Annotated in this window: 21 protein-coding genes; 10 read left to right on the forward strand and 11 right to left on the reverse strand. The window is 71.9% G+C overall.

The features are described 5' to 3' along the window. Nucleotide 1: 1 nt before the first annotated feature. The 6 genes from ACLQ2R_RS05800 to asnB form a co-directional block, all read right to left on the reverse strand. Entirely contained in the window at nt 2–1,039 is a 1,038-nt protein-coding gene (locus ACLQ2R_RS05800; protein ID WP_425958262.1) for a glycosyltransferase family 4 protein, read from the reverse strand. Further along, nucleotides 1,036–2,025 (reverse strand): NAD-dependent epimerase/dehydratase family protein, encoded by a 990-nt coding sequence (locus ACLQ2R_RS05805; protein ID WP_425958263.1) that lies wholly within the window; start codon nt 2,023–2,025, stop codon nt 1,036–1,038. Before ACLQ2R_RS05805 ends, ACLQ2R_RS05800 begins: the two co-directional genes overlap by 4 nt. 57 nt (nt 2,026–2,082) lie before the next feature. Beyond that, nucleotides 2,083–3,048, reverse strand: a complete 966-nt coding sequence (locus ACLQ2R_RS05810) for an NAD-dependent epimerase/dehydratase family protein (RefSeq protein WP_425958264.1) — start codon at nt 3,046–3,048, stop codon at nt 2,083–2,085. Next, nucleotides 3,045–4,226: a glycosyltransferase gene (locus ACLQ2R_RS05815; protein ID WP_425958265.1), complete on the reverse strand. Its 1,182-nt coding sequence runs from the start codon at nt 4,224–4,226 to the stop codon at nt 3,045–3,047. Before ACLQ2R_RS05815 ends, ACLQ2R_RS05810 begins: the two co-directional genes overlap by 4 nt. A gap of 422 nt (nt 4,227–4,648) precedes the next feature. After that, complete coding sequence (locus tag ACLQ2R_RS05820) at nt 4,649–5,944, reverse strand: lipopolysaccharide biosynthesis protein (RefSeq protein ID WP_425958266.1); 1,296 nt, start codon at nt 5,942–5,944, stop codon at nt 4,649–4,651. Then, nucleotides 5,929–7,839, reverse strand: coding sequence for an asparagine synthase (glutamine-hydrolyzing) (gene asnB, locus ACLQ2R_RS05825; RefSeq protein WP_425958267.1), 1,911 nt, complete (start codon nt 7,837–7,839; stop codon nt 5,929–5,931). The genes ACLQ2R_RS05820 and asnB overlap by 16 nt, the downstream gene beginning before the upstream one ends. A gap of 499 nt (nt 7,840–8,338) precedes the next feature. Between asnB and ACLQ2R_RS05830 the strand changes: the two genes are divergently transcribed. The 3 genes from ACLQ2R_RS05830 (at nt 8,339) to ACLQ2R_RS05840 (ending at nt 12,001) form a co-directional block, all read left to right on the forward strand. Continuing rightward, nucleotides 8,339–9,490, forward strand: coding sequence for a methyltransferase domain-containing protein (locus ACLQ2R_RS05830; RefSeq protein ID WP_425958268.1), 1,152 nt, complete (start codon nt 8,339–8,341; stop codon nt 9,488–9,490). A 61-nt stretch (nt 9,491–9,551) separates the two neighbouring features. Continuing rightward, nucleotides 9,552–10,826: a hypothetical protein gene (locus ACLQ2R_RS05835; RefSeq protein ID WP_425958269.1), complete on the forward strand. Its 1,275-nt coding sequence runs from the start codon at nt 9,552–9,554 to the stop codon at nt 10,824–10,826. Continuing rightward, nucleotides 10,823–12,001 (forward strand): glycosyltransferase, encoded by a 1,179-nt coding sequence (locus tag ACLQ2R_RS05840; protein ID WP_425958270.1) that lies wholly within the window; start codon nt 10,823–10,825, stop codon nt 11,999–12,001. Before ACLQ2R_RS05835 ends, ACLQ2R_RS05840 begins: the two co-directional genes overlap by 4 nt. A gap of 40 nt (nt 12,002–12,041) precedes the next feature. Here ACLQ2R_RS05840 and ACLQ2R_RS05845 read toward each other — a convergent pair whose 3' ends face one another. Then, nucleotides 12,042–12,911: a sulfotransferase family protein gene (locus ACLQ2R_RS05845; protein ID WP_425958271.1), complete on the reverse strand. Its 870-nt coding sequence runs from the start codon at nt 12,909–12,911 to the stop codon at nt 12,042–12,044. Nucleotides 12,912–13,431: 520 nt separating this feature from the next. Here ACLQ2R_RS05845 and ACLQ2R_RS05850 point away from each other — a divergent pair. Next, a complete protein-coding gene (locus ACLQ2R_RS05850) occupies nt 13,432–15,708 on the forward strand; it encodes a hypothetical protein (RefSeq protein ID WP_425958272.1) in 2,277 nt (758 codons plus the stop codon). A gap of 195 nt (nt 15,709–15,903) precedes the next feature. Here the strand turns inward: ACLQ2R_RS05850 and ACLQ2R_RS05855 are convergent, their stop codons facing one another. Further along, entirely contained in the window at nt 15,904–17,466 is a 1,563-nt protein-coding gene (locus ACLQ2R_RS05855) for a carbohydrate-binding protein (RefSeq protein WP_425958273.1), read from the reverse strand. A 467-nt stretch (nt 17,467–17,933) separates the two neighbouring features. Between ACLQ2R_RS05855 and ACLQ2R_RS05860 the strand changes: the two genes are divergently transcribed. From ACLQ2R_RS05860 to ACLQ2R_RS05870, 3 genes are all read left to right on the forward strand, one after another. Continuing rightward, on the forward strand, nt 17,934–19,511 hold the full coding sequence (locus ACLQ2R_RS05860) for a right-handed parallel beta-helix repeat-containing protein (RefSeq protein WP_425958274.1): 1,578 nt from the start codon (nt 17,934–17,936) through the stop codon (nt 19,509–19,511). A 248-nt stretch (nt 19,512–19,759) separates the two neighbouring features. Next, nucleotides 19,760–20,116 (forward strand): type II toxin-antitoxin system RelE/ParE family toxin, encoded by a 357-nt coding sequence (locus ACLQ2R_RS05865; protein ID WP_425958275.1) that lies wholly within the window; start codon nt 19,760–19,762, stop codon nt 20,114–20,116. Next, the gene (locus ACLQ2R_RS05870; RefSeq protein WP_425958276.1) at nt 20,113–20,412 is read left to right on the forward strand and encodes a helix-turn-helix domain-containing protein; all 300 of its coding nucleotides are present in this window, start codon (nt 20,113–20,115) and stop codon (nt 20,410–20,412) included. The genes ACLQ2R_RS05865 and ACLQ2R_RS05870 overlap by 4 nt, the downstream gene beginning before the upstream one ends. A 115-nt stretch (nt 20,413–20,527) precedes the next feature. On the opposite strand, the gene ACLQ2R_RS05875 is transcribed toward ACLQ2R_RS05870, so the two are convergent. Continuing rightward, nucleotides 20,528–21,253 carry a thermonuclease family protein gene (locus ACLQ2R_RS05875; RefSeq protein WP_425958277.1) on the reverse strand — a complete coding sequence of 242 codons (726 nt, stop codon included), beginning with the start codon at nt 21,251–21,253 and terminating at the stop codon, nt 20,528–20,530. Between the two features lie 366 nt (nt 21,254–21,619). Then, nucleotides 21,620–22,042 (reverse strand): MarR family winged helix-turn-helix transcriptional regulator, encoded by a 423-nt coding sequence (locus tag ACLQ2R_RS05880; RefSeq protein WP_425958278.1) that lies wholly within the window; start codon nt 22,040–22,042, stop codon nt 21,620–21,622. A 71-nt stretch (nt 22,043–22,113) separates the two neighbouring features. On the opposite strand from ACLQ2R_RS05880, the gene ACLQ2R_RS05885 reads away from it, so the two are divergent. The 3 genes from ACLQ2R_RS05885 to ACLQ2R_RS05895 all read left to right on the forward strand — a co-directional run bounded on the left by ACLQ2R_RS05885 (nt 22,114) and on the right by ACLQ2R_RS05895 (nt 23,993). Continuing rightward, nucleotides 22,114–22,503: a PPOX class F420-dependent oxidoreductase gene (locus tag ACLQ2R_RS05885; protein WP_425958280.1), complete on the forward strand. Its 390-nt coding sequence runs from the start codon at nt 22,114–22,116 to the stop codon at nt 22,501–22,503. Between the two features lie 307 nt (nt 22,504–22,810). Then, nucleotides 22,811–23,281 (forward strand): hypothetical protein, encoded by a 471-nt coding sequence (locus tag ACLQ2R_RS05890; protein WP_425958281.1) that lies wholly within the window; start codon nt 22,811–22,813, stop codon nt 23,279–23,281. A 511-nt stretch (nt 23,282–23,792) separates the two neighbouring features. Beyond that, nucleotides 23,793–23,993 (forward strand): hypothetical protein, encoded by a 201-nt coding sequence (locus ACLQ2R_RS05895; protein ID WP_425958282.1) that lies wholly within the window; start codon nt 23,793–23,795, stop codon nt 23,991–23,993. 31 nt (nt 23,994–24,024) lie between these two features. On the opposite strand, the gene ACLQ2R_RS05900 is transcribed toward ACLQ2R_RS05895, so the two are convergent. Further along, on the reverse strand, nt 24,025–24,465 hold the full coding sequence (locus ACLQ2R_RS05900) for a hypothetical protein (RefSeq protein ID WP_344891015.1): 441 nt from the start codon (nt 24,463–24,465) through the stop codon (nt 24,025–24,027). Nucleotides 24,466–24,494: the final 29 nt, after the last annotated feature.

Here is a 24,494-nt window from a genome sequence, read left to right on the forward strand (position 1 = left end):
GTCAACGTCGCCTTTCGCGGATTCTCTGGAGGGGCTGGGGGGTTCGGACGGACACGCGGACGCCCATGTCCCGCAGCAGGCCGACGAGGCCACCGGCGATCGCCCCGCCCACGACCGTCGCGACGAGCGGAAGCATCCGGCCCAGCGCCGTCGCCAGGCACAGGAGACCGGTGAACGCCGTGATCACGCCCAGCGTGACGGCGACCGAACGGGTCCCCAGACCGGCGCGCCGCATCCGGTGCGAGACGTGGTCGGTGCCGCCCTGCAACGGCGACCGGCCGGTCAGCAGGCGCGAGAGGAAGACCACGCAGGTGTCGACGGTCGCGACGAAGGTCGGCAGGAACAGCCCGGCGATCGTCGCGTCCGGGGTGCGTCCCGCGACCAGCACGGTCGCCGAGCAGGCCAGCGTGAACCCGATGAACAACGACCCCGAGTCGCCCATGAACACCCGGGCGGGCGCCCAGTTGTAGGGCAGGAAGCCCAGGCACGCGAAGGTGAGCGCGGTCAGCAGCACCGCGAGCGCGACATGGCCCTGCAGCACCGCCGTCACCGCGAGCAGGACGGCGGCGACGGCCGTGACGACGCCCAGCGCGCCGTCCATGTTGTCCAGCAGGTTGAAGGAGTTCGTCATCACCACGATCCACGCCGTCGTGAGCACCGAGTCCAGCCACGTCCCGGTCACGGTCGCCTGGACGCCGGAGAGCACCACCCCCACGGCCACCACGGTCTCCACGGTCAGCCTGGTCAGGGCGGGCAGCGGGGAGAAGTCGTCGATCAGGCCCAGCAGCGACACCGCCGCGGCGGCCAGCAGGATCGCGGTGATCTGCAGGTCGGCCAGGCCGAGGGCGACCGCGGTGGGTACCGTGGTGCCGACCGCGATCGCGACGCCGCCGAGGTAGGGGGTCGGGCGGGTGTGCGCCTTGTGCCCGCCCGGCTGGTCGGTGAGCTCCCAGCGCAGCGCCAGGCGCCGCAGCGGCACCACGGCCGCCGCGCTGATCAGGCAGGCCGTCCCCGCGGTGAGGGCGATCGTCCCGCTCACCGCGGGAACGTCGCCGGAGCCCCGGAGGACGCGTCGATGATCTCCATGAGGATCTCGTCGAGAGCGCGCCGCGGCACCCAGCCGGTGAGGGCACGGAGCTTCGCCGTGTCCGGGACCCTGCGGGTCATGTCCTCGAACCCCCGCTCGTAGGCCTCGGAGTAGGGCACCAGCTCGATCCCGGACGTGGAACCGGTGAACCCGATGATCATCTTCGCCAGTTCCAGGATGCTGACCTCCTGCGAGGAGCCGATGTTGAAGGTCTCGCCGATCGCCGCGTCCTCGTCCAGCAGCCCGAGCAGCGCGTCCACCACGTCGGCGACGTGCGCGAAGCACCGGGTCTGGGTGCCGTCGCCGAAGACCGTCAGCGGCGCCGCCGACAGGGCCTGGCGGACCAGGCTCGGGATGACCATGCCGTACGTCGGGCTCTGCCTCGGGCCCACGGTGTTGAAGAGCCGGACGACGATCGTCGGCAGGCCGCGCTCCTTGTGGTAGGCGTTGGCCAGGATCTCGTCGACGGCCTTGGCCGTGCTGTAGGCCCACCGCACCACGGCGGGACTGCCCAGGATGCGGTCGGAGTCCTCGCGCAGCGCGCCCGAGGAGTTCTTGCCGTAGATCTCGCTGGTGCTGGTGATCAGGATCTTCTTGCGGTACCGGTGCGCGGCCTCGATGACGATCTCCGAGCCCCGGATGTTGGTCGTCAGGGACCGCAGCGGCTGCTCGACGATCAGCTTGACGCCCACCGCCGCCGCCAGGTGGACGACCACGTCGCACCGGTGGACCAGCTCGTCCACCATGAGCTCGTCCAGCACCGAACCGTGCACGAAGTGCAGGTCGGGGTGGGGTCGCAGGTTCTCCAGCCGCCCCGTCGAGAGGTTGTCCAGGACGACGACGGAGTCGTCGCGGGCGAGCAGCGCGTCGGCCAGATGCGATCCGATGAATCCGCTGCCCCCCGTTATCAGATAGCGGGTTCTTGATGCCTTGCTCACGTGCTGCTCCTCATCGCGTGCTTGGAGAGAACTGGGTTGGCGGCGGGAGACGGTCGTTCACGCGGGCGCGCCGAGCCTGGCGTCCGCGCCCGGAGCCCGCGTCCCCTCGAACCAGGCCACCGTCCTGCGCAGCCCGTCCTCGAGCGAGATCGGGCACGCGCCGGGGAACAGCTCGCGCAGCAGGCGGCTGGAGGCCTGGGACTCGCGGATGTCGCCCCGGCGCGGCGGCAGCGAGACCGTCTCGACCGTGCGGCCGAGAACCTCGCCCAGGACGTCCGTGAGCTGCCGCAGCGAGACGCGGGTGCCGAAGGCCAGGTTCACCGGCCTGGAGCTCGTCACCCCGCGGGCGGCGGCGTCGGCGAGGACGTCGGTCACCGACTCCACGTAGGTGAAGTCCCTGGCCTGCCCGCCGTCGCCGTGCAGCGGCACCGGCTCGCCGCGCAGCGCCGCCGACACGAACGCCGGGATCACCGCCGCGTACGCGTGCCCGGCGCTCTGCAGCGGGCCGTAGACGTTGAAGAAGCGGAACGGCAGGACCGGCAGGCCGTAACTGGCCGCGTAGGCCAGCGTGTAGGCCTCCGCGGCGAGCTTTCCGGCCCCGTACGGGCTGAGCGGCCTGGTCGGCAGGTCCTCGTGCTTGCGCGGCTCGGGACGGTCGCCGTAGACCGAGGACGAGGACGCGACGATCACGTGCGGCCCGCCCGCCCTGCACGCCTCCAGCACGTTCAGGGTGCCGGTCGCGTTGACGGCGTGCGAGGCCATCGGGTCGGCCAGCGACCGGGGCACCGACGGCCGCGCGGCCAGGTGGATCACGTGCGTGACATCGGCCGCCAGGTCGCCCAGCAGCTCCCGGTCCAGGATGCTGCCCGTCACCACCTCGGCCTCGACCCCGTCGAGGTTGGCCGGATCGCCGCTGCTCAGGTCGTCCAGCACCGTGACGCGGTCCACGTCGCCCCTGGCCGCCAGCGTCCGGCACAGGTGCGCGCCGATGAAACCCGCGCCGCCCGTCACCAGGACCCTCATCGGCTGCTCCCCTCGGGCAGGGAGTCGCGACCGGGCACCGGGCACAGCGACCGGTAGAGGTTCTCGGTGTCGGCGACCAGGCGGTCCACCGCGAAGGCGTACGCCGTCCAGTCGCGGGCCGCCTCGCCCATCCTGCGCGCCAGGCCGGGATCGTTCAGCAGCCGGACGACGTGCGCCGCCAGCTCGTCCGGGCCCGGACCCGACAGCAGACCGGTGTGGCCGTCCCTGACGACCTCGGCGACACTTCCCACCCGGGTGGAGACGACCGGGACGCCCGCCATCCCCGCCTCGACGAGCGTCACCGGCGTGCCCTCGTTGTCGGAGGTCAGCAGGACCACGTCGGCCGCGGCGTAGACCGTCCCGGTGTCCGCGCGCCAGCCCAGCAGGTGGAACGAGCCGCGCGCGGCCTCCGTCTCCCGCTTCAGCCGCGCGGCGAGCTCGCCGCCGCCGCACACCACGAAGTGACAGTTCGGGACGCGGCCCAGCACGGTACGGGCCACCGTGACGAAGCGGTCGGGCCGCTTCACCCGGGTCAGCCGCCCCACGTACGCCACCACGGGCGCGTCCTGCGGCAGGCCCAGCGCGGCGCGGGCCTCCTCGCGGCCGGGCAGCGGGCCCAGCCGCACCCCGGGGGGGATGACGACGTACTGCTCGGGCCGGCCGATCCCCGCCTCCAGTAACTCGTCCCTGACCCGGGTCCCGACCGTCACCAGCCGGTCCGACAGCCGGGCCAGCAGCCGCTCCGAGCGCACGTAGAGCCCGCGCCTGACCGGGGAGAAGTACCCGTGCAGCAGGTGGCCGTGGAAGACGTGCGCCCGGGCCGCGCCGACGCCCGACAGCCGGGCGGCCACCCGGCCCAGGGCGCCCGCCTTGGCCGTGCGGGTGTGCACGATGTGCGGCCGGAACGACCGCATCGCGCGGACCAGCCAGATCAGGGCGCGCTGGTCGTCACCGGGCCTGACCGAACGGCCCAGGCCGGGAACGTGGTGCACCGGGGCGCGCGCGCCGTGCAGCAGCAGGTGGTCGGCCTCCCCGGCGCCGACGTGGCCGGTGTAGAGACGGTGGTCGAACTCCTCGCGGTTCAGCCGCTCGTGCAGCCCCGAGACCTGGGTGGCGGGACCGCCGACGTTCATTCGCGCGATGATCTCCATGACGCGAATCCGGCCGTCTGGCTTCATGGAGGCTCCTTGCTGACAGGCCTGGCTCACGTCGGAGAAACTAGTTCTCCGCCGGATCCGTCAGCGGGCACCATCACGGGGACGGCGCGATGTTTTTCCTACTCCCTACCTAAACGTGAGGGAGGGTGTTCATAGGGGTGTCATGGCGGCGTGTCACGGCGACGCTGACGCGTCGCGGTTCGGCCGCTGGGATCCGGCTCTGTGTTCATGGCGACGCCGGCGCGTCGCGGTGAGTCCGCTCAGATCCGGCTCTGTGTTCATGGCGACGCCGGTGCGTCGCGGTGAGTCCGCTCAGATCCGGCTCCTTCCCTCGTCGAGGGAGGTCGCTCGTTCCTCACGACCTTCCTCTCCTCGGTCCAGTCGCCGGCGCGGACTCACGGGGAGTCCCCGGGTGGGTTCGTGGGCTTGGTCCCTCGGGGGGTTCACGGGGGTGCTGGGAGCGGGGTGGGGGGTTTGAGGGCGGCTCTCAGGTCGGAGGGGCGGGGGAGGAGGTCGCGCGGGGGGGTGGAGGTGGTGACGGCGAACCAGGTGATCTCCACGGCGGCCATCGCGGTGTAGCTCACGGTGGCGGCCAGGGCGGCGCCCGAGGCGCCCCAGCGGGGGATGAGGACGAGGTTCAGGGCGAGGTCGAGCGCCAGGGCTCCGGCGGCGACGGCCGTCATGGTCGCCGGGCGCTCCAGCCGGATCAGGTACTGCTCGACCGGGCGCAGCAGCGACAGCGCGACCATGCCCGGCGCCAGCAGCAGCAGCGGCGCCACGCTGCCGGTGAACGCGGCGCCGTACAGCAGGGGGACGAGCACGGGCGCGACGGCGGCCAGCGCGCCGGCCGACAGTGCCGAGACCGCCAGGTTGAGCCGGAGCACCCGCACGGTGACGTCCCGGGCGTCGGCGCCGTCCTCGACGACCTGCCGGGGCAGGACCACCTGGGTGACCGCGTCGCCCGGCACCCGGGAGAAGGTCAGCAGGGCCGTCCCCACCGTGTACAGGCCCACCTCGGCCGGGGAGACCAGGGCGCTCAGCAGGAAGACGTCGGCGGTCAGCAGCAGGTGGAACGCGACCAGCCCGGGATGGTAGCGGCACGACAGGGCGAGCTGGCGGCGGGCGAGCGACGCCCCGGCGCGCATGGCGCGCGGCCCGAGCGCGGCCAGCAGCAGCCAGAACGGCGCGCAGATGGCCAGCGCCCAGCAGACGATCACCGCCGCCACGGTGAGGTTCCCGGTGGCCGACAGCACCAGGATCGGCAGGTTCAGCACGAGCGCCGTCGCGACCACGCCCCGGTTGGCCAGGTCGCTGCGCGAGCGCAGCAGCGCGATCCCGTTGAGGTTGGCCGCCGCCACGCCGAACGGCACCGCCAGCAGGGCGATGACGAGCAGGTGCGGCGCGGGCACGGGCGTGAACGCGGTCACCGCCACCAGCGTCACCAGCGCCGAGACCACGCCCGACAGCAGCCCCAGCAGCAGGCCGTTGCCCGTCAGCGCGCGGTGCCGCGCCGGATCGGGCCAGAGCGCGATCTGCGACCTGCCGATCGACAGGTTGCCCAGCACGATCGCGATCCCGCCGGTGGTCGCGATCATCGCGTACACGCCCCGCCCCTCCGGCTGGAGGGTGCGCGCGATGAGGATGCCCGTCAGCGCCGCCAGCGTCAGCCGCACCAGGTGGCTGGCCATCGTCTGGACGGTCCGCCCCAGGGTGCTGCTCCCGTTCAGGACCGCGGGCATCCGATCTCCGCCATGACGGTGCCGCCGGGGACCGCGTGCGCCCGGTGCCAGAGCTCGAACTGCAGCAGGGCCCACAGCCGGTCGCCGTGGTCGGCGCCCTCGTCGTGCCGCCGCAGCAGGCCGGCCACGACCTCGGGCCGGAACAATCCCCTGCCGCGGGCGGTGTCGTCGGTCAGCGTGTCGTGGGCGAGCTCGCGCAGGTCGCCCCGCAGCCAGGCGGCGAGCGGCACGCCGAACCCCCGCTTGGGGCGGTTGTGCAGCCGGCCGGGCAGCCAGGGCGCGACCGCCCGCCGCAGCAGCAGCTTGGTGCGCCGGTCGCGGACCTTCAGCGGGTCGGGCAGCCCCGCCGCCCACTCCATCAGGTGGTGGTCCAGGAACGGCGAGCGGGCCTCCATGGAGTTCGCCATCGTGGTGATGTCGACCTTGACCAGCAGGTCGTACGGGAGGTAGCCGGCGACGTCCGCGTCCAGCACCCGGCCCAGCGCGGTCGTCGCCGACGAGCCCAGGAACGCCTCCTCCAGCAGCGCGCCGCTGTCCACCCCCGCCAGGTGGCCGCGGAGCTCCGGCTCGTACAGCTCGTCCTTCTGGGCGGGCGTGAAGCAGGACATCAGGCCCTCGTAGCGGCGCGCGGGAGGTTCGGCGGCGAACCGCATCAGCCGTCCCAGCAGCCGGGCCGGGGAGCGGTAGCGGCTCCGCTCGGTGATGAGGGTCCCGGCGCGGGCGGACATCGCCGCCACGGCGCCGGGCATCGCCGGGAGCCTGGCGGCCTGGTTCATCAGGGCGTAGCGCTGGTAGCCGCCGAAGCACTCGTCGCCGCCGTCGCCGTTGAGCACCACGGTGACGTGCCGCCTGCTCAGCCGCGCCACGTAGAAACTCGGCACGGCCGAGGAGTCGGCGAACGGCTCGTCGAAGTGCCAGGCCAGCAGCGGCAGCACCTCCGGGACGTCGGCCGTCACCATGAGCTCGTGGTGGTCGGTGGAGTAGCGCTCGGCGACCTGCCGCGCCTCGGCGCGCTCGTCGTAGCGGCCGTCGTCGAAGCCGACGCAGAACGTCTTGACCGGCTCGGGGCTCTGCATGGCCATCGCCGCGACCACGGCGGAGGAGTCGATCCCGCCGGACAGGAACGCGCCGATGGGACGCTCGCTCACCATCCGGATCCGGGTCGCCTCCAGGATCAGCTCGCGCAGTCGCTCCTCCTCCTCGCGCACGTCGGTCACCGGCCGTGGGGTGCGGTCCAGCCGCCAGTAGCGGTCCACGGTGACGCGGCCCCGCTCCCAGACCAGCACGTGGCCGGGCAGGAGCTTGCGCACGCCCCGGTAGATCGACCAGGGGGCGGGCACGTAGCGGTAGGTCAGGTAGTGGTGCAGCGCGACCGGGTCGATCTCGCGGGGCATGGCGGGGTCGCGGGCCAGCGACTTCAGCTCCGAGGCGAACCGGATGGAGGTCTCGTCGGCCCACCAGTACAGCGGTTTCTTGCCCACCCGGTCCCTGGCCAGGACCAGCCGCTGCCGGTCGCGGTCCCAGACGGCGAAGGCGAACATGCCGCGCAGCAGCCGGGCCAGGTGCGGGCCGTGCTCCTCGTAGAGGTGGACGAGGCACTCGGAGTCGCCGGCCGAGCGCAGCCGGTGCCCCCGCCCCGCCAGCTCCCGGCGCAGCTCGGGAAAGTTGTAGATCTCCCCGTTGAAGACCGACACGACCCGCCCGTCCTCGCTGTGGACGGGCTGGTCCCCGGTGGCCACGTCGACGATCGCGAGCCTGCGCATGCCGAGCGCGGCGTGCTCGTCGGTGTGGAAGCCCGCGCCGTCGGGGCCCCGGTGCACGATCACGTCGCACATGCGGCGGACGAGCTCCGGATCGGGCTGTGAGGTCGAGACGACCCCGGCTATCCCGCACATCGGGTCCTCCATTGCTCGGTGACGCTCGTGGGCCGGCGCCCGCGGGGCCGTCCCGTTCGCCGGCGCGGGCGGTCCCCGTCGGTGACGTACTGCAAGATCACGGTAACGGAGCGGGGTGGTCGCGACCAGCGGCACCGGGGGCGTGTCGCCGGTCGCGGCCGGTGCTCCCGGGGCACGCCGCGGGTTACGACGGGCGGTCCCGGGGCGTGTCACGGGCCGCGGCGGGTGGTCCCGGGGCGGGTCGAGGGGAGTCCCAAGGCGGGGTAAGGATCACGAAGATCGTTGCTCGCGGGGGACCCGCCGCGCGGCCCGGCCCGGCGGCGGCGTGCGAGCTTGGGAACGAACGTGGCGGACGGGCACGACTCCGGCTCGTCGCGGGCGCCCGGCGTGTCCACCGGCCCGCCCGGCGGACGCCCGCGGCGGACCCCCGTGGCAGGCCCCCGGGATCCGGCCCCGACGCCGCGTCCCTTTCCTTCCCTCTCGCTGAACGGGTGGCCGGATGACCTTCACGGACGACATGGCCGGTGGTACGGGAACCGGCGTCACCGGGCACCCGCCGCTCCGCTGCCCCCGCTGCGGGGGCGCGCTGCACGCCGAGGACGGCCAGGACGCCGGGCCGCGCGGGCCGTACGGGGAGCCGGGCGGGTCCGCCGGACCGTACGGGCCGTACGGGGAGCCGGGCGGGTCCGCCGGTTCGCGGGACGACGTCCGCGGCGCGGGCGGGCCGCGCGGGCAGGAGGCCCAGGACGGTGAGCAGGACGGTGAGAACGCGCTGCGGTGCTCCGGGTGCGGGGCGGGCTACCCCGTCGACCGCGGCATCCCCCGGTTCGTCCCCCGCGACGGCTACGCCGACGGGTTCGGGTTGCAGTGGACCAGGCACCGGCTGACGCAGCTCGACTCCCATGTCGGCATGCCGATCTCCCGCGACCGGCTGATGACCGCGGGCGGCTGGTCCGCCGGCGACCTGCGCGGCAGGACCGTGCTGGAGTGCGGCAGCGGGGCGGGCCGGTTCACCGAGGTGCTCTGCGAGACCGGCGCCCTGGTGACCTCGTTCGACCTGTCCGGCGCCGTCCACGCCAACGCCGCCTCCAACGGCCGCTTCCCCAACCTGAGGCTCCTGCGGGCGAGCGTCTACGAGCTGCCGCTTCCCCGCGAGTCCTTCGACGTCGTCGTCTGCCTCGGGGTCATCCAGCACACGCCCGACGTGCGGCGGGCGTTCACGACGCTGATGGGCCACCTGAAGCCGGGGGGCCGGTTCTGCGTCGACGTCTACGCGGCGCCGATCGCCTACCCGCACCTGCGGCAACTGATCCGCCCCTTCACCCGGCGGATGCCTCCCGAACGGCTGTACCCGCTGGTGGAACGGGCGGTGCCGCGCCTGCTGCCGCTGTCCACGGCGCTCAGCGCCGTCCCGGGCGTGGGCCAGGGACTCGCCCGGCTGGTCCCGGTGGCCAACCACCGCCACCTGGGCCTGAAGGACGCCGGGACGGAGCTGGAGTGGTCGGTTCTGGACACCTTCGACTGGTTCTCGCCGCGCTACGAGAAACCCCAGTTCCGCCGCACGATCAGGCGCTGGACCGGGGAACTGGGGCTGCGCGAGGTCTCGATCGTCCGCCGGCGCGGGATGTACGTCGTCCGCGGCGTCAAATGACCGTTCCGCCCGCCCGCCGGGAGTCCCGCGCCCCTGACGCGTCTTCGAGGTGAACCCGTCCATGGAGTACTTCCTCGTCGTCTTCATGGCGGCGTTCCTGATCTTCGTGACCTACGCCGGGCTGGGGGTGCGCCAGGCCAACCGGCTGCTCCCGGTGCTGGTCCTCGCCTTCGTCACCCGCCTGGTCGTGCACGTCCTGGTGATGAGACCGCGCATCATCGAGTACGGCGGGGACAACCGCACCTACATGGCCAGGGCCTGGGAGATCGCCACCTACTGGAGACAGTCGGGCTTCCGGTTCGTCACCGCCGACCAGATCGCCGCGATCCACTCCATGGAGGTGCCCTGCAACCTCTTCGCCGTCGTCGTCTACCTGTGCGACGGGCCGGCGACGCTGGCCTGCACGGCGGTGGTGGCCACCCTGTCCTGCCTGCTGTGCATCGTCATGTACAGGTTCGCGCAGCTCATCGGGGCCGGTGAACGCGCGGCGTTCCGGCTGTTCATGGTGGTCGCCTTCCTGCCGGCCCTGCTGGTGCACACCTCCGACACGTTCAAGGACGGCATCAACGCCTTCCTCGTCGTCACCTGCCTGTGGCTGGTGGTCTCGAACGTCAAGCGCTTCGACGTGCGCAAGCTGCTCCTGATGGTCCCGCTGCTGTGGGCCCTGTGGCACGTGCGCCCCTACATGGTGTTCATGTGCGCACTGCCGCTGGTGGTGGGGCTCTCGCCCATGAAGCGGAAGCTCTCCGTGCGCTCCGTGGTCGTCTCGACCCTGCTGCTCGTCCCCCTGGTGGTGCTGCTCGCCCGGATGGACGGCGGCGCGTCCCTGACCATGCTGCAGGAACAGCTGGAGCTGGGGCAGTCGGAGTCGGTCCGCCGGGCCAACGCCGGGGGAGGGTCGGGCGTGCTGTTCGAGGACGGCGGCAACGCCTGGAGCGCGCTCGTCCCCAAGCTGTTCTACACGCTGCTCGCCCCGTTCCCGTGGACACCGGGCAGCATGGCGCTGCAGTTCGGCAAGGTGGACACGTTCATCTGGTACTACCTGCTCTACAACGCGCTGCGCGGCGCCCGCCGCCTGTGGGCCCGCGACCGGACGCTGCTGTTCGTCCTCGTGCTGTTCATCGTCCCGGGCACGATCGCCTACGCGACCACCATGGCCAACATCGGCCTGATCTTCCGCCAGCGGATGCCGATCATGCTGATCGTCAGCCTGCTCGCCGCCCTGGCGTGGAGCCCGACCGGCCTGCGGGAGCGGCTGCGGCCCGCCGCCCCCCGGCACGTGCCCGGTCCCGCGCTCCCGCCGGAGCCCGCGGCCGTCCCCGGGACCGCCCGGTGAGCGGGCCGTCCGGGCCGTCCCTGCCGGGCGGGGGAGCGCCGAGGGAGCTGCGGGTGTGCGAGGTCGTCAAGACCCTCGACGCCGGAGGGGTCGAGGTGCTCCTCGTGGAGCGGCTGCGCCGCGCCCCCCGGGTGAACAAGGACTACACCGTGGTCTGCCTCCAGGCGTCCACCGGCGAGCTCATCGAGGGGCTGCGCGCGTCCGGGATCGCGGTCGTCGACCTCAGCCGGGACCCGCGCCCGCTGGTCTACGCCCACCTGGTCCGGACCGTCCGCAGGCTCGCCCCGGACGTGCTGAACGTGCACTCGCCGACCCCGGCCGCCGCGCTGTGGCTGGCCGCCCGGCTCACCCCCCGCCGGCCGGTCCTGGTCTCCACCGTGCACTACTGCCGGCGCCCCACCACCGTGCGGTTCCGCCGGGTGACGGCGGCGGCCAGCATGCTCCTCGACTACCTCACCCGAAGGCTCGACGACCGGACGGTGGCGGTCTCCACGCAGGTGGCGTGCTCCCCCTCGGTCCGCGGGGCACGCCGCCTGCTGACCCGGGTGCACGGCGTGGACGTGGCCGAGCAGCGCTCCTGGGCGCTGCGGTCGGGGATCGTCAGGCGCCGCTTCGACGTGCCCGAGGCGGCGTTCCTGGTGGTCTGCGTCGCCAACTTCCGGCCGGAGAAGAACCACGCGCTGCTGATCCGGGCCGCCGCCGTCGTGCTGGCGGCGCGGGACGACGCGGTCTTCCTGCTGGCCGGGGACGGGCCGCTGCGCGAGGACGTCGCCCGCGAGATCGAACGGCGCGGCCTGCACGACCGGGTGCGCGTGCTCGGCCGGGTACGCCAGGCCAGGCGGCTGGTCGCCGCCGCCGACCTGCTGGTGCTGAGCTCGCACTACGAGGGACTGCCCGTGGTGGTCATGGAGGCGCTCGCGGCCGGGGTGCCGGTGGTCTCCACCGACGTGGGCGGGATCCCGGAGCTGGTCTCCTCCGGCTGGAACGGCATCCTGACCGAACCGGAGTCGCCGGACGCGCTGGCCGCCGGGATCCTCCAGGCGATGGAACCGGCCGTGCACCGCCGGCTGCGGTCCGGGGCGGCCGCCAGCGCGGAGAGCGTCGAGATGGCGGGCACGGCGGAGTGGTTCGAGAGCCTCTACGAGGAGCTGACGCAGACGGCGCGGCGCACCTGAGGGCTCCGCCGGGACGCCCCGGCCGGAGGCGGCGCGGTGGTCAGAGGCGGTAGCCGAGGTCGTGCAGGTGACCGGCGAGCGAGCCGTCGAGCAGGGCGAGCTGGGCCGGGGTGAGGTCCCGGCGGAACGCCTCCGAGCGGGCCGGGGAGAAGACGCGGCGCGCGAAGTGCCGCTCGAAGGCGGGCGTCCAGGCGAGCCCGAGGAACTCCAGCACCAGGTCGGTCTGCTTGCGCGGGTCGGCGAGCAGGTCCTCGTAGCGCACCTGCATCCACGCCTGCGGCGGCAGCGCCGCGCGCGCCGTCTCGGCGGCGTCCATCATGAGCTTCCAGCCGATGCCCGCCAGGTGCGCCTGGGAACGGCCCGCCTCGTCCCACTCGCGGGCGTAGTCCTCGGGCAGCGGGCCGAAGTGCCAGCCCGGCACCCCCAGGTGCCCGCGCCACCACGGCATCTGCAGCCACGAGTTGGCCACGGCGCGCCCGTCGCGCACGATGTGCACGAACCGCGCCTTCGGGAACACCTCGTGCAGGAACGCGGCCCGCGGCCACCCGGTGAACTTGTGCAGGTAGTGCCCGGACCGCTGGACCTCCGCCCGCGTCTCGAAGAAGGCGCGCAGCCGCCGGGCCAGCCAGGGGGTGGCGTCGGCGGCCGTCAGATCCTGGAAGGAGTCGACGATCAGCGGGGAGACCTCCCGTCTCAGGGCCCGGTGGGCCTCGCAGGGCCGCAGCCGCTTGCGGGGGAAGTCGGGCGGCGTGCCGCGGTAGACCGCGCCGCCGATCCGCCTCGCCGCGTCCGGGGTCCGGGGGAAGCGGTCGTCCAGGTTGGTGACGAACCCGACCTCGGGGTGGCGGGTGAGGACCTCGTACAGGAGCGTGGAACCGCACCGTCCGCTGCCGATGAGGAAGTCGAGCATAGGGAATCCCCGTTCCGGGTGATGTCGCGAATACGAATCCGGTCGATCGGGGCCGGGCCGGATATTCGACGGTAACGCACCTTCCGGGGCCGTCGGCGGATGTCGCCCTCGTGGGACCGGTGTCGGCGGAGAACATTCATGGAATAGGGCGAAACGACCGCCGTCGCCATTCACGCCGCCTTCCGCGCGGGCCTTCCGCCCGCGTCGGCGCGTCCTGGCCGTCCGAGCCGTCCCGGCGTGCGCCTCCCGCTCGCCGTACGGCTCCGAGCTGCGCAAACGCCCGGTAAAACCTCTCCCGGCGCGGGGTCGCGCGCCCGGCCCGCGCGTCCGGGTCGTCACAATCGCATCCATGACAGAATCCGCGACCGATCACGGTTCCGCGCCCGGCGCGCCGGAGGTCACGGCGCGTACGGAAACGTCCGCTCCCTTTACTCGCAGGGTCTTTTCGTGGAGAAGGCGGGAAACGCCAGAGCGCGGGGTGAATCGCGCGCGGCGATGGGCGGGAACATGGGCGCCGGCGGTGTTCGCGGCCGTCGTCGTGGCGGCCGCGCTGCGTTTCCACGGGGTCCCGGTCGCGGACCTGGCCGTCTTCTGCCTCTACGCCGCGCTGGGGGTGGCGCTTCCCGGCCTGCTGCTGGTCCGGGCCCTGTACCGGGGCGCGCGCGCGCTCGCGCTCGCCGAGGAGCTCGCGCTCGGGCTCGCGCTGGGGTACGCCGTCGAGGTGCCCGCCTACATCGCCGCCCGGGCGGCGGGGGCGCCGCTGCTCGTGCTGCTGTGGCCGCTCGGCACCTGTGCCGCGTTCGCCGCCGTCCCCCGGCTGCGCGGGCACTTCAGGGGCGCGGCCCGCACGCGGGAGCCCGCCTGGTACGCGTGGTTCCTCGCGCTGCTCGTCGTCCACGTGACCGCCTGGAGCGCCTTCACCTTCTTCAGGACCACCGCCCTGACCTGGCCGGCGGCCGGGACGTCCCTGTTCGACATCCCCTACCACCTGGCGCTGATCGGCGAGCTGAGGCACCACATGCCGCCCACCGTGCCCGTGGTGGCCGGGGAGCCGCTGCTCTACCACTGGTTCGTCTACGCCCACCTGGCGGCGGCGAGCTGGGTCACCGGCCTGGAACCCCTGGTCCTGCTCTTCCGCCTGGGCATGTTCCCGATGCTGGTCGCCTTCACCGTCCTGGTGGGGGCGATCGGGCACCGCGTCACCGGGTCCCGGGCCGGATCGGCGCTGGCCGTCGCCGGCACGGTCTTCGTCGCGGTGCCGAGCCTGTACGCGAACGCCAACGGCCTGTTCACCTGGACGGGAGTGCAGCACTCCGCGTGGGAGAGCCCCACCCAGACCTTCGGCGCCCTGCTGTTCGCGTCCGTCGTCCTGCTCCTGGTCGACGTCCTCGAACGCCGCCGTCGCAGGCACGGCGCCGGGCGGTGGGTGCTGGCGGCGGTGCTCCTGGCCGGGGTGGCCGGGGCCAAGGCCACCTACCTGCCCATGCTCCTCGCGGGGCTGACGGCGCTCGCCGTGGTCGAGGCGGTCAGGCGGCGCCGGCCGCCTTGGGCCGTGCTCGGCGCGCTCGCCATGACCGCCGCCTGCCTGCTGTACGCGCAGACGGTGCTGTTCGGCGGCACCCGGCAGGCGATGACCCTCGATCCGCTCTCGCTGATGCGCAGGACCTGGGGCGAGCTGACCGGCCTGGGCGAGCACGCCCAGCCGTCGCCGGCCTCCCTGGCCGGGATCACCCTGCTGTACGCCGCGTGCTGGGCCGTCACCTGGTGCGGGATCGCCGGGCTGCTCGGCCGCCCGCGCGCGCTCGCGCGTCCGGGCGTCGTCCTGGTCCTGGGCGTCGGCGCCGCCGGGATCGGCGCGACGGCGCTGCTGGGGGGGCCGGCCCTGAACCAGGGCTACTTCCTCCAGGGCGCCTACCCCTGCCTGGCGGTCGCCGCGGCCCACGGGTTCCTGGTCGTCGTACGCGGCACGGGCGTGTCGCGCTGGGCACTGGCGGGGGCGGCGGCCGCGGGGGTGGCCCTCGCCCACCTGGTCCGCGTCCTGTCGGACGTTCGGGTCCCGCTGGAGGCGGGCCGGGACGAGGATCTCCTGTACCGGCCCTTCGCGGCCGTGGCGGTCGTCGTGGCGGCGGCGGTGGTGCTCCTGGTCGCGACCGGGCGGCGCCCGCGCGACGCGGCCCTGCTGATCGCCCTGGTCACGGCCGTCGGCCCGCTCTCGGCCTGGCACGCCCGCGCCCTGTCGATCGCGTACGGCGGAGGCGAGAACGCCGTCTACCGGGTGAGCCGGCCGGTGGCCGGGGAGGTCCCTGCCGGGATGCTCGCCGCCGGGCGGTGGCTGCGCGACCACTCGCGCCCCGACGAGCTCGTCGCCACGAACGCGCACTGCGTCTGGCGGGCCGGGACCCCCTGCGACAGCCGGCACTTCTGGATCTCCGCGCTGACCGAGCGGCGCGTGCTGGTCGAGGGCTGGGCGTACACCGCGAGGAACCTGGACCGGTGGCGGCCGGGCGCGTCGGTGACGGGGATCCCGTTCTGGGACACCGGGAGGCTCTCGCTGAACGAGACGGTCTTCACGGCGCCCTCGGCGGAGGCGGTGCGGCGCCTGCGCGAGCGTCACGGGGTGCGCTGGCTCTTCGTCGAGGAGGGCGGGGAGGGCCTGAGCCCGAGGATCGGGGAGTTCGCGACGCCGAGTTTCCGCTCGGCGGGCTGCGCGGTCTACCGGCTCCCGGACGACCCGGACGACCCGGACGGCCCGGGCATCCCGGGCAGGCCGGATGGCCGAGACCGGGCGGGGGCGTGACGACCAGGACCGCCCGGATCCCCCGGACGGGACGGACGGCCGAGACCGGGCGGGGGTGTGACGCCCCGTACGCCCCGGACCGCCGAGGCCGGGCGAGGGTGTGACGGTCCGGCGCCCGGACCGGGCGGGGGCGGCCCGGTCCGGGCGCCGGACCTCACGACCCGCCCGGCCCCGGCGGTCGGTCCACGGGGGTCGTCACGGCGTCACCGGCCTGCCGCCGAAGGTCACGACGAGACGGCCGTCCGAGGCGAAGGACCACCCCAGGGCGCCGGTGTAGGAGGAGCAGCGAGAACCGTTCGAGCCGGACCAGAACTGGTTCGAGCCGTCGGAGTTGCCGACGATCCTGTCGTTCGACCCGCTGTCGCAGGAGGTGTTGTTCCGGAACACCGAGGTGCCGCCGTCGAAGTTGAAGTTGCGCTCGGTGTTGCCGACGCCGACGTTGTTCGACACCGTCATCGTGCCGGGGTTGCGGTTGAAGGTGAAGCCGTGCTTGCCGTTGTCGTAGGCGATGTTGCGCCGGATGACGTGGTTGACCGCGATGTCCTCGCCGCCGAGCTTGTAGCCGTTGCGGTCGCCGTTGCCGGCCTGGCCGCCGTTGCTCAGGGTGCCGTTGACGTAGGCGAGGGAGTCCTCGACGGTCACCGCGCCGATGGCCCCGGTGTCGCTCTTGGTGTACAGGTCCCAGCCGTCGTCGATGTTGTTGTGGGCGACGGCGTAACGGAAGACGTTGCCCGGGCCCGAGGTGAGCTTGGCGGCGAAGCCGTCGGCGTCCTCGCCGTCGGAGTCGGCGTTGTCGTGCGACTCCACGCTCACGATGAGGTTGCGGGAGGGCCACTGCTCGCGGGGCGCCCCGGCCACCAGGCGCGAGAGCTGCAGCCCGGTGTCGCGGTTGAAGCGCGTCACCGTGCGCTCGATGATGTTGTCGTTGCCGGCCAGGAGGATCCCGTTGTCACCGGCGCGTTCGACGATGATGCCGTGGATGTGCCAGAACGACCCGCCCACGGCGAGCCCACGGTTGGCCGGGTCCTCGCTCTGGGCCGAGAAGTTCAGGATCGGCGTCTCGCCGGGGTAGGCGGAGATCTTCTTGCGGGCGCTCGAGGTGCCGTTGTTGCCCGGCGCGATGGTGACGGTCTGGGAGAAGTCGTAGCGCCCGCCGCGCATGGAGATCGTCCCGCCGGGGGCGATGCGGGTGATCGCCGAGGTGAGCGTCGTCGGGTTCGCCTGCGTCCCGGCCGCGCCGTCGGTGCCGTTCGGCGCCACGTACAGCGTGTCACCCGGCGGCGGCGTCGTGCCGCCGGTCTCCACGTCGATGTAGTCGATGTTCGGCAGGCCGGCGCTGCCGGTGGGGGTGAACCGGATGGTGTTGGCGCCGGCGTTCAGGGTGACGGTCAGCGTCTTGGTGACCCACGTCGCCCACGCGCCGGTGCCCTCGAACGACACCGACTGCGCGGCCGCGCCGTTGACGGTCAGGCTGACGGGACGGCTGCTGCTGGTCCCGCTGGCGAAGCGGACGCTCAGGGTGGCGGTGCCCGCCGCCGGGGCGTTGACGGTGAACTGGGCGTGGGCGCCGGTGGCGTTGGTGCCGTTGCAGAAGCCGGTGCCGGAGTAGCCGGCGTGGTTGGAGTCGATGGTGCCGGTACAGGTCGCGGGCGAGGTCTCGGCCTCGTACCGCGTGGTCGCGGCATGGGCGGACGGTGCCAGCCCGACGAGCGCGCAGGCGAGCAGGCCGGCACAGGTGCTGATGGCTTTGTGGCGCATCCTTCGTCTCCAAAAGCTCGGTAAGCGCTTTCCTGAAGTGATCGAAGCTAAGCACGCGTCGGCGGACATGGGAAGGGGGTGTGTGAGGGAGAGGCCGCCCGCGACGCGGCGGTCCCCTCGGCGGACGGCACGTCGGCCGAGGTCACGGGCGACGGGAAGGGGGGACGTCCGTCGTCATGCCGTGCCGCCGTACGACCGTGAAAGTTTCACGGGACTCTTGCCGCACTTTTGCAACCGGTTGCCGCAAAAATCATGGCACGGCCGGGCGGGATCCCCATCGGTGTTTGCGGCTTTGCCGGGATGCCTTGACGTTTCCTTCGTGTGACGCGACTGTGTCTGCAACCGGTTGTTCGCGACATGATCGCTGGAACGGCCCCCGTGACCGCCGCGTCGAGACGGCGGAGCGGGCGGCTTCCCGGCGGATCCGAGGACCCAGGAGCGACGACCCGACAATCTTGGAGGCAGCGATGCGCCCGACGCCTTTCCGTGCGTGCTCCACCCTGCTGGCCGGCGTGCTCGTCGCGCTGTCCGCGAACGCGGCCCACGCCGCGACCACGCGGTACGAGGCCGAGACCTCGCCCGCGACCTGTACCGGCACCATCGACTCCAACCACGCCGGCTACTCCGGCACCGGCTTCTGCAACGGCACCAACGCCGTAGGCGCCCACGCCCAGTTCACCGTCAACGCCCCCGCGGCGGGAACGGCCACCCTGAGCGTCCGCTTCGCCAACGGCACCGCGGCCCGCCCCGCCGCCCTGATCGTCAACGGCGCGACCGTGCAGACCCCCTCGTTCGAGGGCACCGGCGCGTGGGCGACGTGGGTCACCAAGACGCTGACCGTCACCCTGAACGCCGGCGCCAACACCGTCCGGCTGAACCCGACCACCGCCCTGGGCCTGCCCAACCTCGACCACCTCGACGTCGAGACCGGCGACCAGCCGCCGCCGGCGAACACGCTGTACGTCGCCACCACCGGCGACGACGCCGCCCCGGGCACGCAGGCGTCGCCGCTGCGGACGATCCAGCGGGCCGTGGACCTGGCACAGCCGGGACACACGATCGTCATCCGCGGCGGCACCTACGCGCCGGCCACCAACGTCCAGCTCCTCAAGAACGGCACGCAGAGCCGGCCCATCACGATGCGCAACCAGGCCGGTGAGCGGGTCGTCCTCGACGGCGAGAACATGCCCTACACGCCCGGCGCGGTCGGCTCCAGCATCCCGCGCCCCGAGCGGGGCGCCATCCACATCGAGGGCGACTGGTGGCGCCTGAGCGGCCTGGAGATCATCAACGGCCCGTACGGCATCTTCGGCCTGGACGTCAACAACACCGTCTTCGACCGCCTGGTCACCCGGGACAACTACGAGTCGGGCCTGCACCTCCAGGGGGCCTCGAGCAACAACCAGATCGTCAACCTGGACGCCCACGGCAACCGCGACCCGCGCAAGAACGGCGAGAGCGCCGACGGCCTGGCCATCAAGGAGGGCTCGGGCAGCGGCAACGTGGTGCGCGGTGCCCGGCTGTGGAACAACTCCGACGACGGCCTGGACTTCTGGCTGTTCCTGTCCCCGGTCACCGTGGAGTCGTCGGTGGCCTGGGGCAACGGGTTCAACCGGTGGAACCTGCCCGGCCACACCGGGGACGGCAACGGCTTCAAGCTCGGCGGCGGCGACCCGGACCCGGCGGTCGACCACGTGACCCGCAATTCCATCGCGTTCGACAACGCGGTCGGCGGCTTCATCGACAACGGCAACCCCGGCCGGCTGACCGCCGACCGCAACACCGCCTGGCGCAACGGCGGCACCGGGTTCAACTTCTCCCGCTCCGTCTCGACCCTCACCAGGAACCTGTCGGTGGCGAACGCGACGCAGGTATCGCTCGGCTCGTCCTCGGGCTCGGGCAACTCCTGGAACCTCGGCGGCACCTGGACCTTCGTCAGCACCGACTCCGGCACGATCACCGGCCCCCGCGCGGCGGACGGCTCGATCCCGTCGTCGTCCTTCCTGCGCCCGTCCAACGGCACCGACGTCGGAGCGCGGTTCTGACCGGCGCCGACCCGCGCTGACCCGCGCCGTCCCGCGCCGTGACCCCGGTCGCGACGCGGGACGGCCTCTGTCCGGGTGGCCCTGTTCGCCAGGCTTGGCGGGTACTGTCCGGGTGCCGCAGCGCCTCGTCGGAGGACGGTTCCGGTACGGCTCGCGTCGTCGCGGCTGGAGGTGCGGTCCGCATTGTCACGGAACGCGTTTTCGTGAAAACGGAGCGTGCCGAAACCAGGCCTCATAGCATCAATGCTATGAGTTGGGGTATCGTGGAGCTGGAACCAGAAGTTCGCGCGTGGCTTGAAGACCTGCCTGCGGGATTGTTCGCGAGAGTGACCTTCTATGTCGATCTTCTTGCGGCAGAGGGCCCCCTGCTGGGTGAGCCCTACACCAAGCAGCTGGACGGCAAGCTCCGTGAACTTCGGTTCCATCTCGACGAGTTCGCAATGCGCGTCACCTACTGGATCGCGCCCGGTCGCCGGATCGTGCTCCTGACCGTGTTCCACAAGACGCGGACACGTGACGATCGGGAGATCGACCGGGCCCGGCGGGCCATGCGTCGCTGCGTCGAGTCGGCGCACACCGTTGACGAGGAAGAAGAAGCGGTATGAGCGAACAGGGAAGCTGGCGAGAGCTCAGGGATCGCCGGATGGCCGAGCCGGGCGCGGCCGAGGCGTACGAGGCCGCGCGTATCGCGTACGAGCTGGGCAGGACGGTCCGGACGATGCGCGAGGGGCGAGGATGGAGCCAGAGTGATCTGGCTCGGGAGGCCGGTATGACCCAGTCCGCGGTGGCCCGCTTCGAGGGGGGCGGAACCGTTCCCACGTTGCCGGTTCTGGAACGTCTGGCACGAGCCCTGGGCGCGGATCTCGAGGTCCGCCTGACGCCGAAGGCTCCGGCTGCCTGAGCGGTGCGCCGGGCACTCCAGACGTTCGGCGACCGCCCGATCCCCTGACGGTGGCCCTACGCGGGAACGGCGAAGGCTCCCGCGCCGCGTGGACGGGAGCCTCCGGAGGACGGGGTCAGCGCTCGCAGACCACGCCGTCACCGTCGCGGTCCTGGTACCAGGCGTACTCGGGGTCGGTCCCACGCCGGTAGGGGCCGTGCCCTGCGGCATTGGCAGCGGCGCACGTGGGGAAGCGTCGATCGTTCCCACCGGAGGACGAATCCGGTGCCGCCGTGGGCCGAGGGGCCGCGGTGGGGCGTGGCGCCGCGGTGGGGCGCGGGGCTGGGGTGGGCGTCGGACCCGAGGTGGTGTCGCACCTGCCCGACCAGACGCGCAGCCGCTCCCGCTTGGCCTTGTCCTGCTCGGCGCGCATCACGGTGATGTACCGGTCGTTCGGCTTGTACAGCACGGCCTTGCCGTAGCCGTAGCGGACGAGGTTGCGGTTGACGAACACCCCGCCGCCGTTCCACGCGTAGTACAGGGAGCGGCCGTAGCGGTCCTTCGGCTCCTTGTCCGCGAGCAGGTACGTCGTCCTGCCGACGGGCAGCAGGGCGGCGGTGCGCTTCGTGGCGGCCTGGAACCAGCACTCGCCGCGCTCGGGGGTGTCGACCTCCAGCAGGCGCACACGCACGGTGGAGCCGGTACGGGTGAAGCGGACGTCGATCGTGTCACCGTCCACGATCTTCACCACGGTCGCCTTCCTCGTGCCCTTCGGCACGGCGGAGGCTTCGGCGGGCAGCGCCATGGCCACGGGCACGGCGAGGACGGTGGCGAGCAGGGACGCTCTGATGGTGCGGATCACGAGGCTCCTTCGCGCAGGACAGAGCCTCGAATGTAGCCTTACGCGTTCAATTCGGTACACATAGCGATCAATCTGAAATACGTGAGAGGCTCTCACATTTTTGTCCATCCTGGTACGAGATGCCGCCGACCGTGAGAATCAACGCGGGCGGACGATCGGCGACCGCTTCCCGGCTGTTCCTCGCTCTCGTCGAGCACGGTCCGGCTCCGGCCCGACCTGCTCGCGCGAGACGGTCACGGCGGTCGGTGTGCCCATCGGATCATGAAGCATCGCCGCTTCGGCCCGGTCGTCAGACCGGGAGCGGAGCGTGAACCGGGGTCCGTGACGTTCGCCGGGCCTCACCCGGATCCGGACCTCGAAGAGTTCCTAGATTGCTTGGGTGAAGCGGGCGAGCAGGTCGCGGAGAGTGCCGCGTTCGTCCGGGGTGAAGGCGTCGGCGATCCTGCGCTCGATGACCACGGCCGCCGCGTCCGCGGTGCGCAGTGCCTCACGCCCCGCGTCGGTGAGGTGGGTCTCCAGCATTGTGCGGTGCCACTGATGCGGGCCGCGTTCGATCAGGCCGTGCTCCAGCAGGTTCTTCAGCACGACGGTCATCGCCTGCGGGGTGACGAGGCACTCCCTGGACAGGGCGGCCGCGGAGATGCCCGGGTTGTCGGCCAGCACGAGCAGGGCGGCGTACTGCGGCACGGTCAACCCCGCCGTCTTCACCGCCGCGTGCTTGGCCGCCATGAGCCGCTGCTCGGCGCGTTTCAGGGGCAGACCGAGTCGCTCCTCCGCGGGCATGTCCATGAGCGGAGCTTACAAGTCGTCATTGATATAAGAAGGTTGATGCCTATCAAAGCTTTGATACTATTCTCCTCGTGACCGTGATCCCGGAAAGCCACCTCGACCTGCTGGCCCGTCCTCTGTACGCGCACCTGGCGACGCTGATGCCCGACGGCACCCCTCAGGTGACGCCGGTGTGGACCGTCTGGGACGGTGAGTTCCTGCGCTTCACCACCACGACCGACCGGCAGAAGGGGCGCAACGCGAGCGCTCGTCCTCACGTGGCCGTCTCCATCAACGATCCGGACCAGCCGTACCGCTACCTGGAGGTCCGTGGCACCGTCGAACGGCTCGACCCCGATCCCGGGGGCGACTTCTTCGACGTGCTGGCCAAGCGCTACGGCCTGGAGTACGAAGCGCCGATAGGCGACGCCGAGCGCAGGGTGGTTCTCGTCGTGCGACCCACCCGCTTCACCAGCCAGTGACACCACGCACATCGTTGCCGTGATCCTGCCGAGCCGTCTCGCCGGCGTGAGTGTCCACACCGACGACCTCCGGACTGAACGGCTGTCGCACACCCAGCGGCAACCACGTCAAGCTGGGTGACCCGTCCACGTGACGCCTTGCTGGACGGGCGAGGGCCTGGCCGAAGATGACTCCCCGCGCTTGCATGTCCTTCCGGGATGAGTTGTCCGGCGGTTCGGCTCGCCCGGGTTTCCGGTAGGCGACGGCAGGGCGTTCTCTCGTGTGGTTCACCGTCCATCAGAACGTGTTCTGACTTACGATGGCAGAGTGAGCACTGGTAACGCCGACGCCGTCACCTTCTCGGACCTGTCGAGAAATCCCCGAGCCGTCGCCGAACGCGCTGCACGCCTCGGTCGAGTACGCATCACCCACCGCGACGCCCCTGATTTCTACCTGACCGCCGCCGACCGCGAAGATCAACGAGGGCAGACGCTGGCCACCGCCTCCCGGCTGTTCCTCGCCCTCGTCAAGCATGATCCGACGGCCCGCACACTGGTTATCGCCATGCCCGAGGTCTTTCCCTGGGTGCGTCACCTCACCTCCGCCGAACTGCGTTCCTTCACTCTCGAACTGGTAGAGGCGCTCTCCGACGCCGCGGAGTTGGATGTCGACGTCACCACCCAAGAGGTCATCGTGGGCTGGCAGGCGACCGCTCGGATCAAAGCCGACCCCGTGCGCTACGCCCAGGCTCGCAAGGCCACAAGCGGTGACTTCGGACCGGTAGGGGTCTCAGCGTGAGTCCGAAGCGTGGTGATCGTGTCACGGTCCCACCTCCGGATGACGAATGGGATATCCGGTTCGGTAGCAGCGATGCGGTCAAGGGATGGGAGGAGTTGTGCCGTCACGCCTTGGCCAACACGCGCCGGTGCTTTGAGGCATTGCGCGCCGATTCAGGTGATTTCCCGCTCGGATGGCGGCAGCCTCCGGAGCTCAGACGGATACCTCAGCCTAGGCGGAACGGGTGTGGCCTGCCCGACAGGGTCGACGACCTCAGAGGAGTAGTCCCCGAATTTAGAGACCTCCGTGTACGGCGAGCATGCCGTTCGGGGGTCTCAGTGCCCTCGGCAAGCTAGGAGAGGCCCTCACACAGGTAGCGCCTGAGCACCTCGAACAGCGCAATTTCGGGATGCCCTCTCTCTCTGTGAGAGCGTCCCGCCGTCGAGCTCATGACCACCAATCGGATCACCACAGAGCAGCAGGCTGTACGGCATGCGATGGACAAGGGCAGCACGGCGGTTGGGGCTTCGGTATGGCAGTGCGCACCCGCCGGGGTGGCTACGCGCCGATCGGCCAGTTTGGCTGGGACGGCGGATCAGGCACCTCCACCTACGCAGACCCCGTCAACGGGCTCACCGGAATCCCGCTCACCCAGGTCGGGATGTCCGCGCCGAACTCGGCGCACCTCATCCACGACTTCTGGACCACCCTCTACCAGGCACTCGACAACTAACCCCCTGATCTCCCCGGCTCCTCAGGGGAGATCAGGGGCGGCCGGTTGCCAAGGCGACCAGGAACTGGCCCCCACCCGCGTCGACGCTCGCGGTCACCGGCAGCCCGGGGGCCAGTCGGGAGAAGCGGTCGACGAGCCAGTCGGCCGCTTCTTGGGCATCCTTCTTGCTCAGGCAGCGGCCGACCAGTTCGCGGCCGCCCTTTCGTTCGAGACGCTCAGCCACGGCGATGAGCGGCGCGGGGTCTGCCACGTGCAGGCGTTCTGGCCAGGCGATGACCACCTTGACCGCGCCCTTGCGCGTGTTGCAGGCGCGATGCGCGAGCCTCGGGACGACCTTGGTCTTCCGGTCAGCGGTGCGGCTGTCGACGCTGGGGCCACGCGGGTCGTTCACCGACATGTCGGCATCGACTGGCTCATCGCACACCCAGCAGCGCCAGCCGTCACGCTCCGCCACTTCTTCAAGAAGACTCATTTCGCCAGCCTAGGCCCTGTGGATCTGGG

It is taken from the genome of Streptosporangium sp. DT93 (assembly GCF_049844535.1).
Classification (GTDB): Bacteria; Actinomycetota; Actinomycetes; order Streptosporangiales; family Streptosporangiaceae; genus Streptosporangium.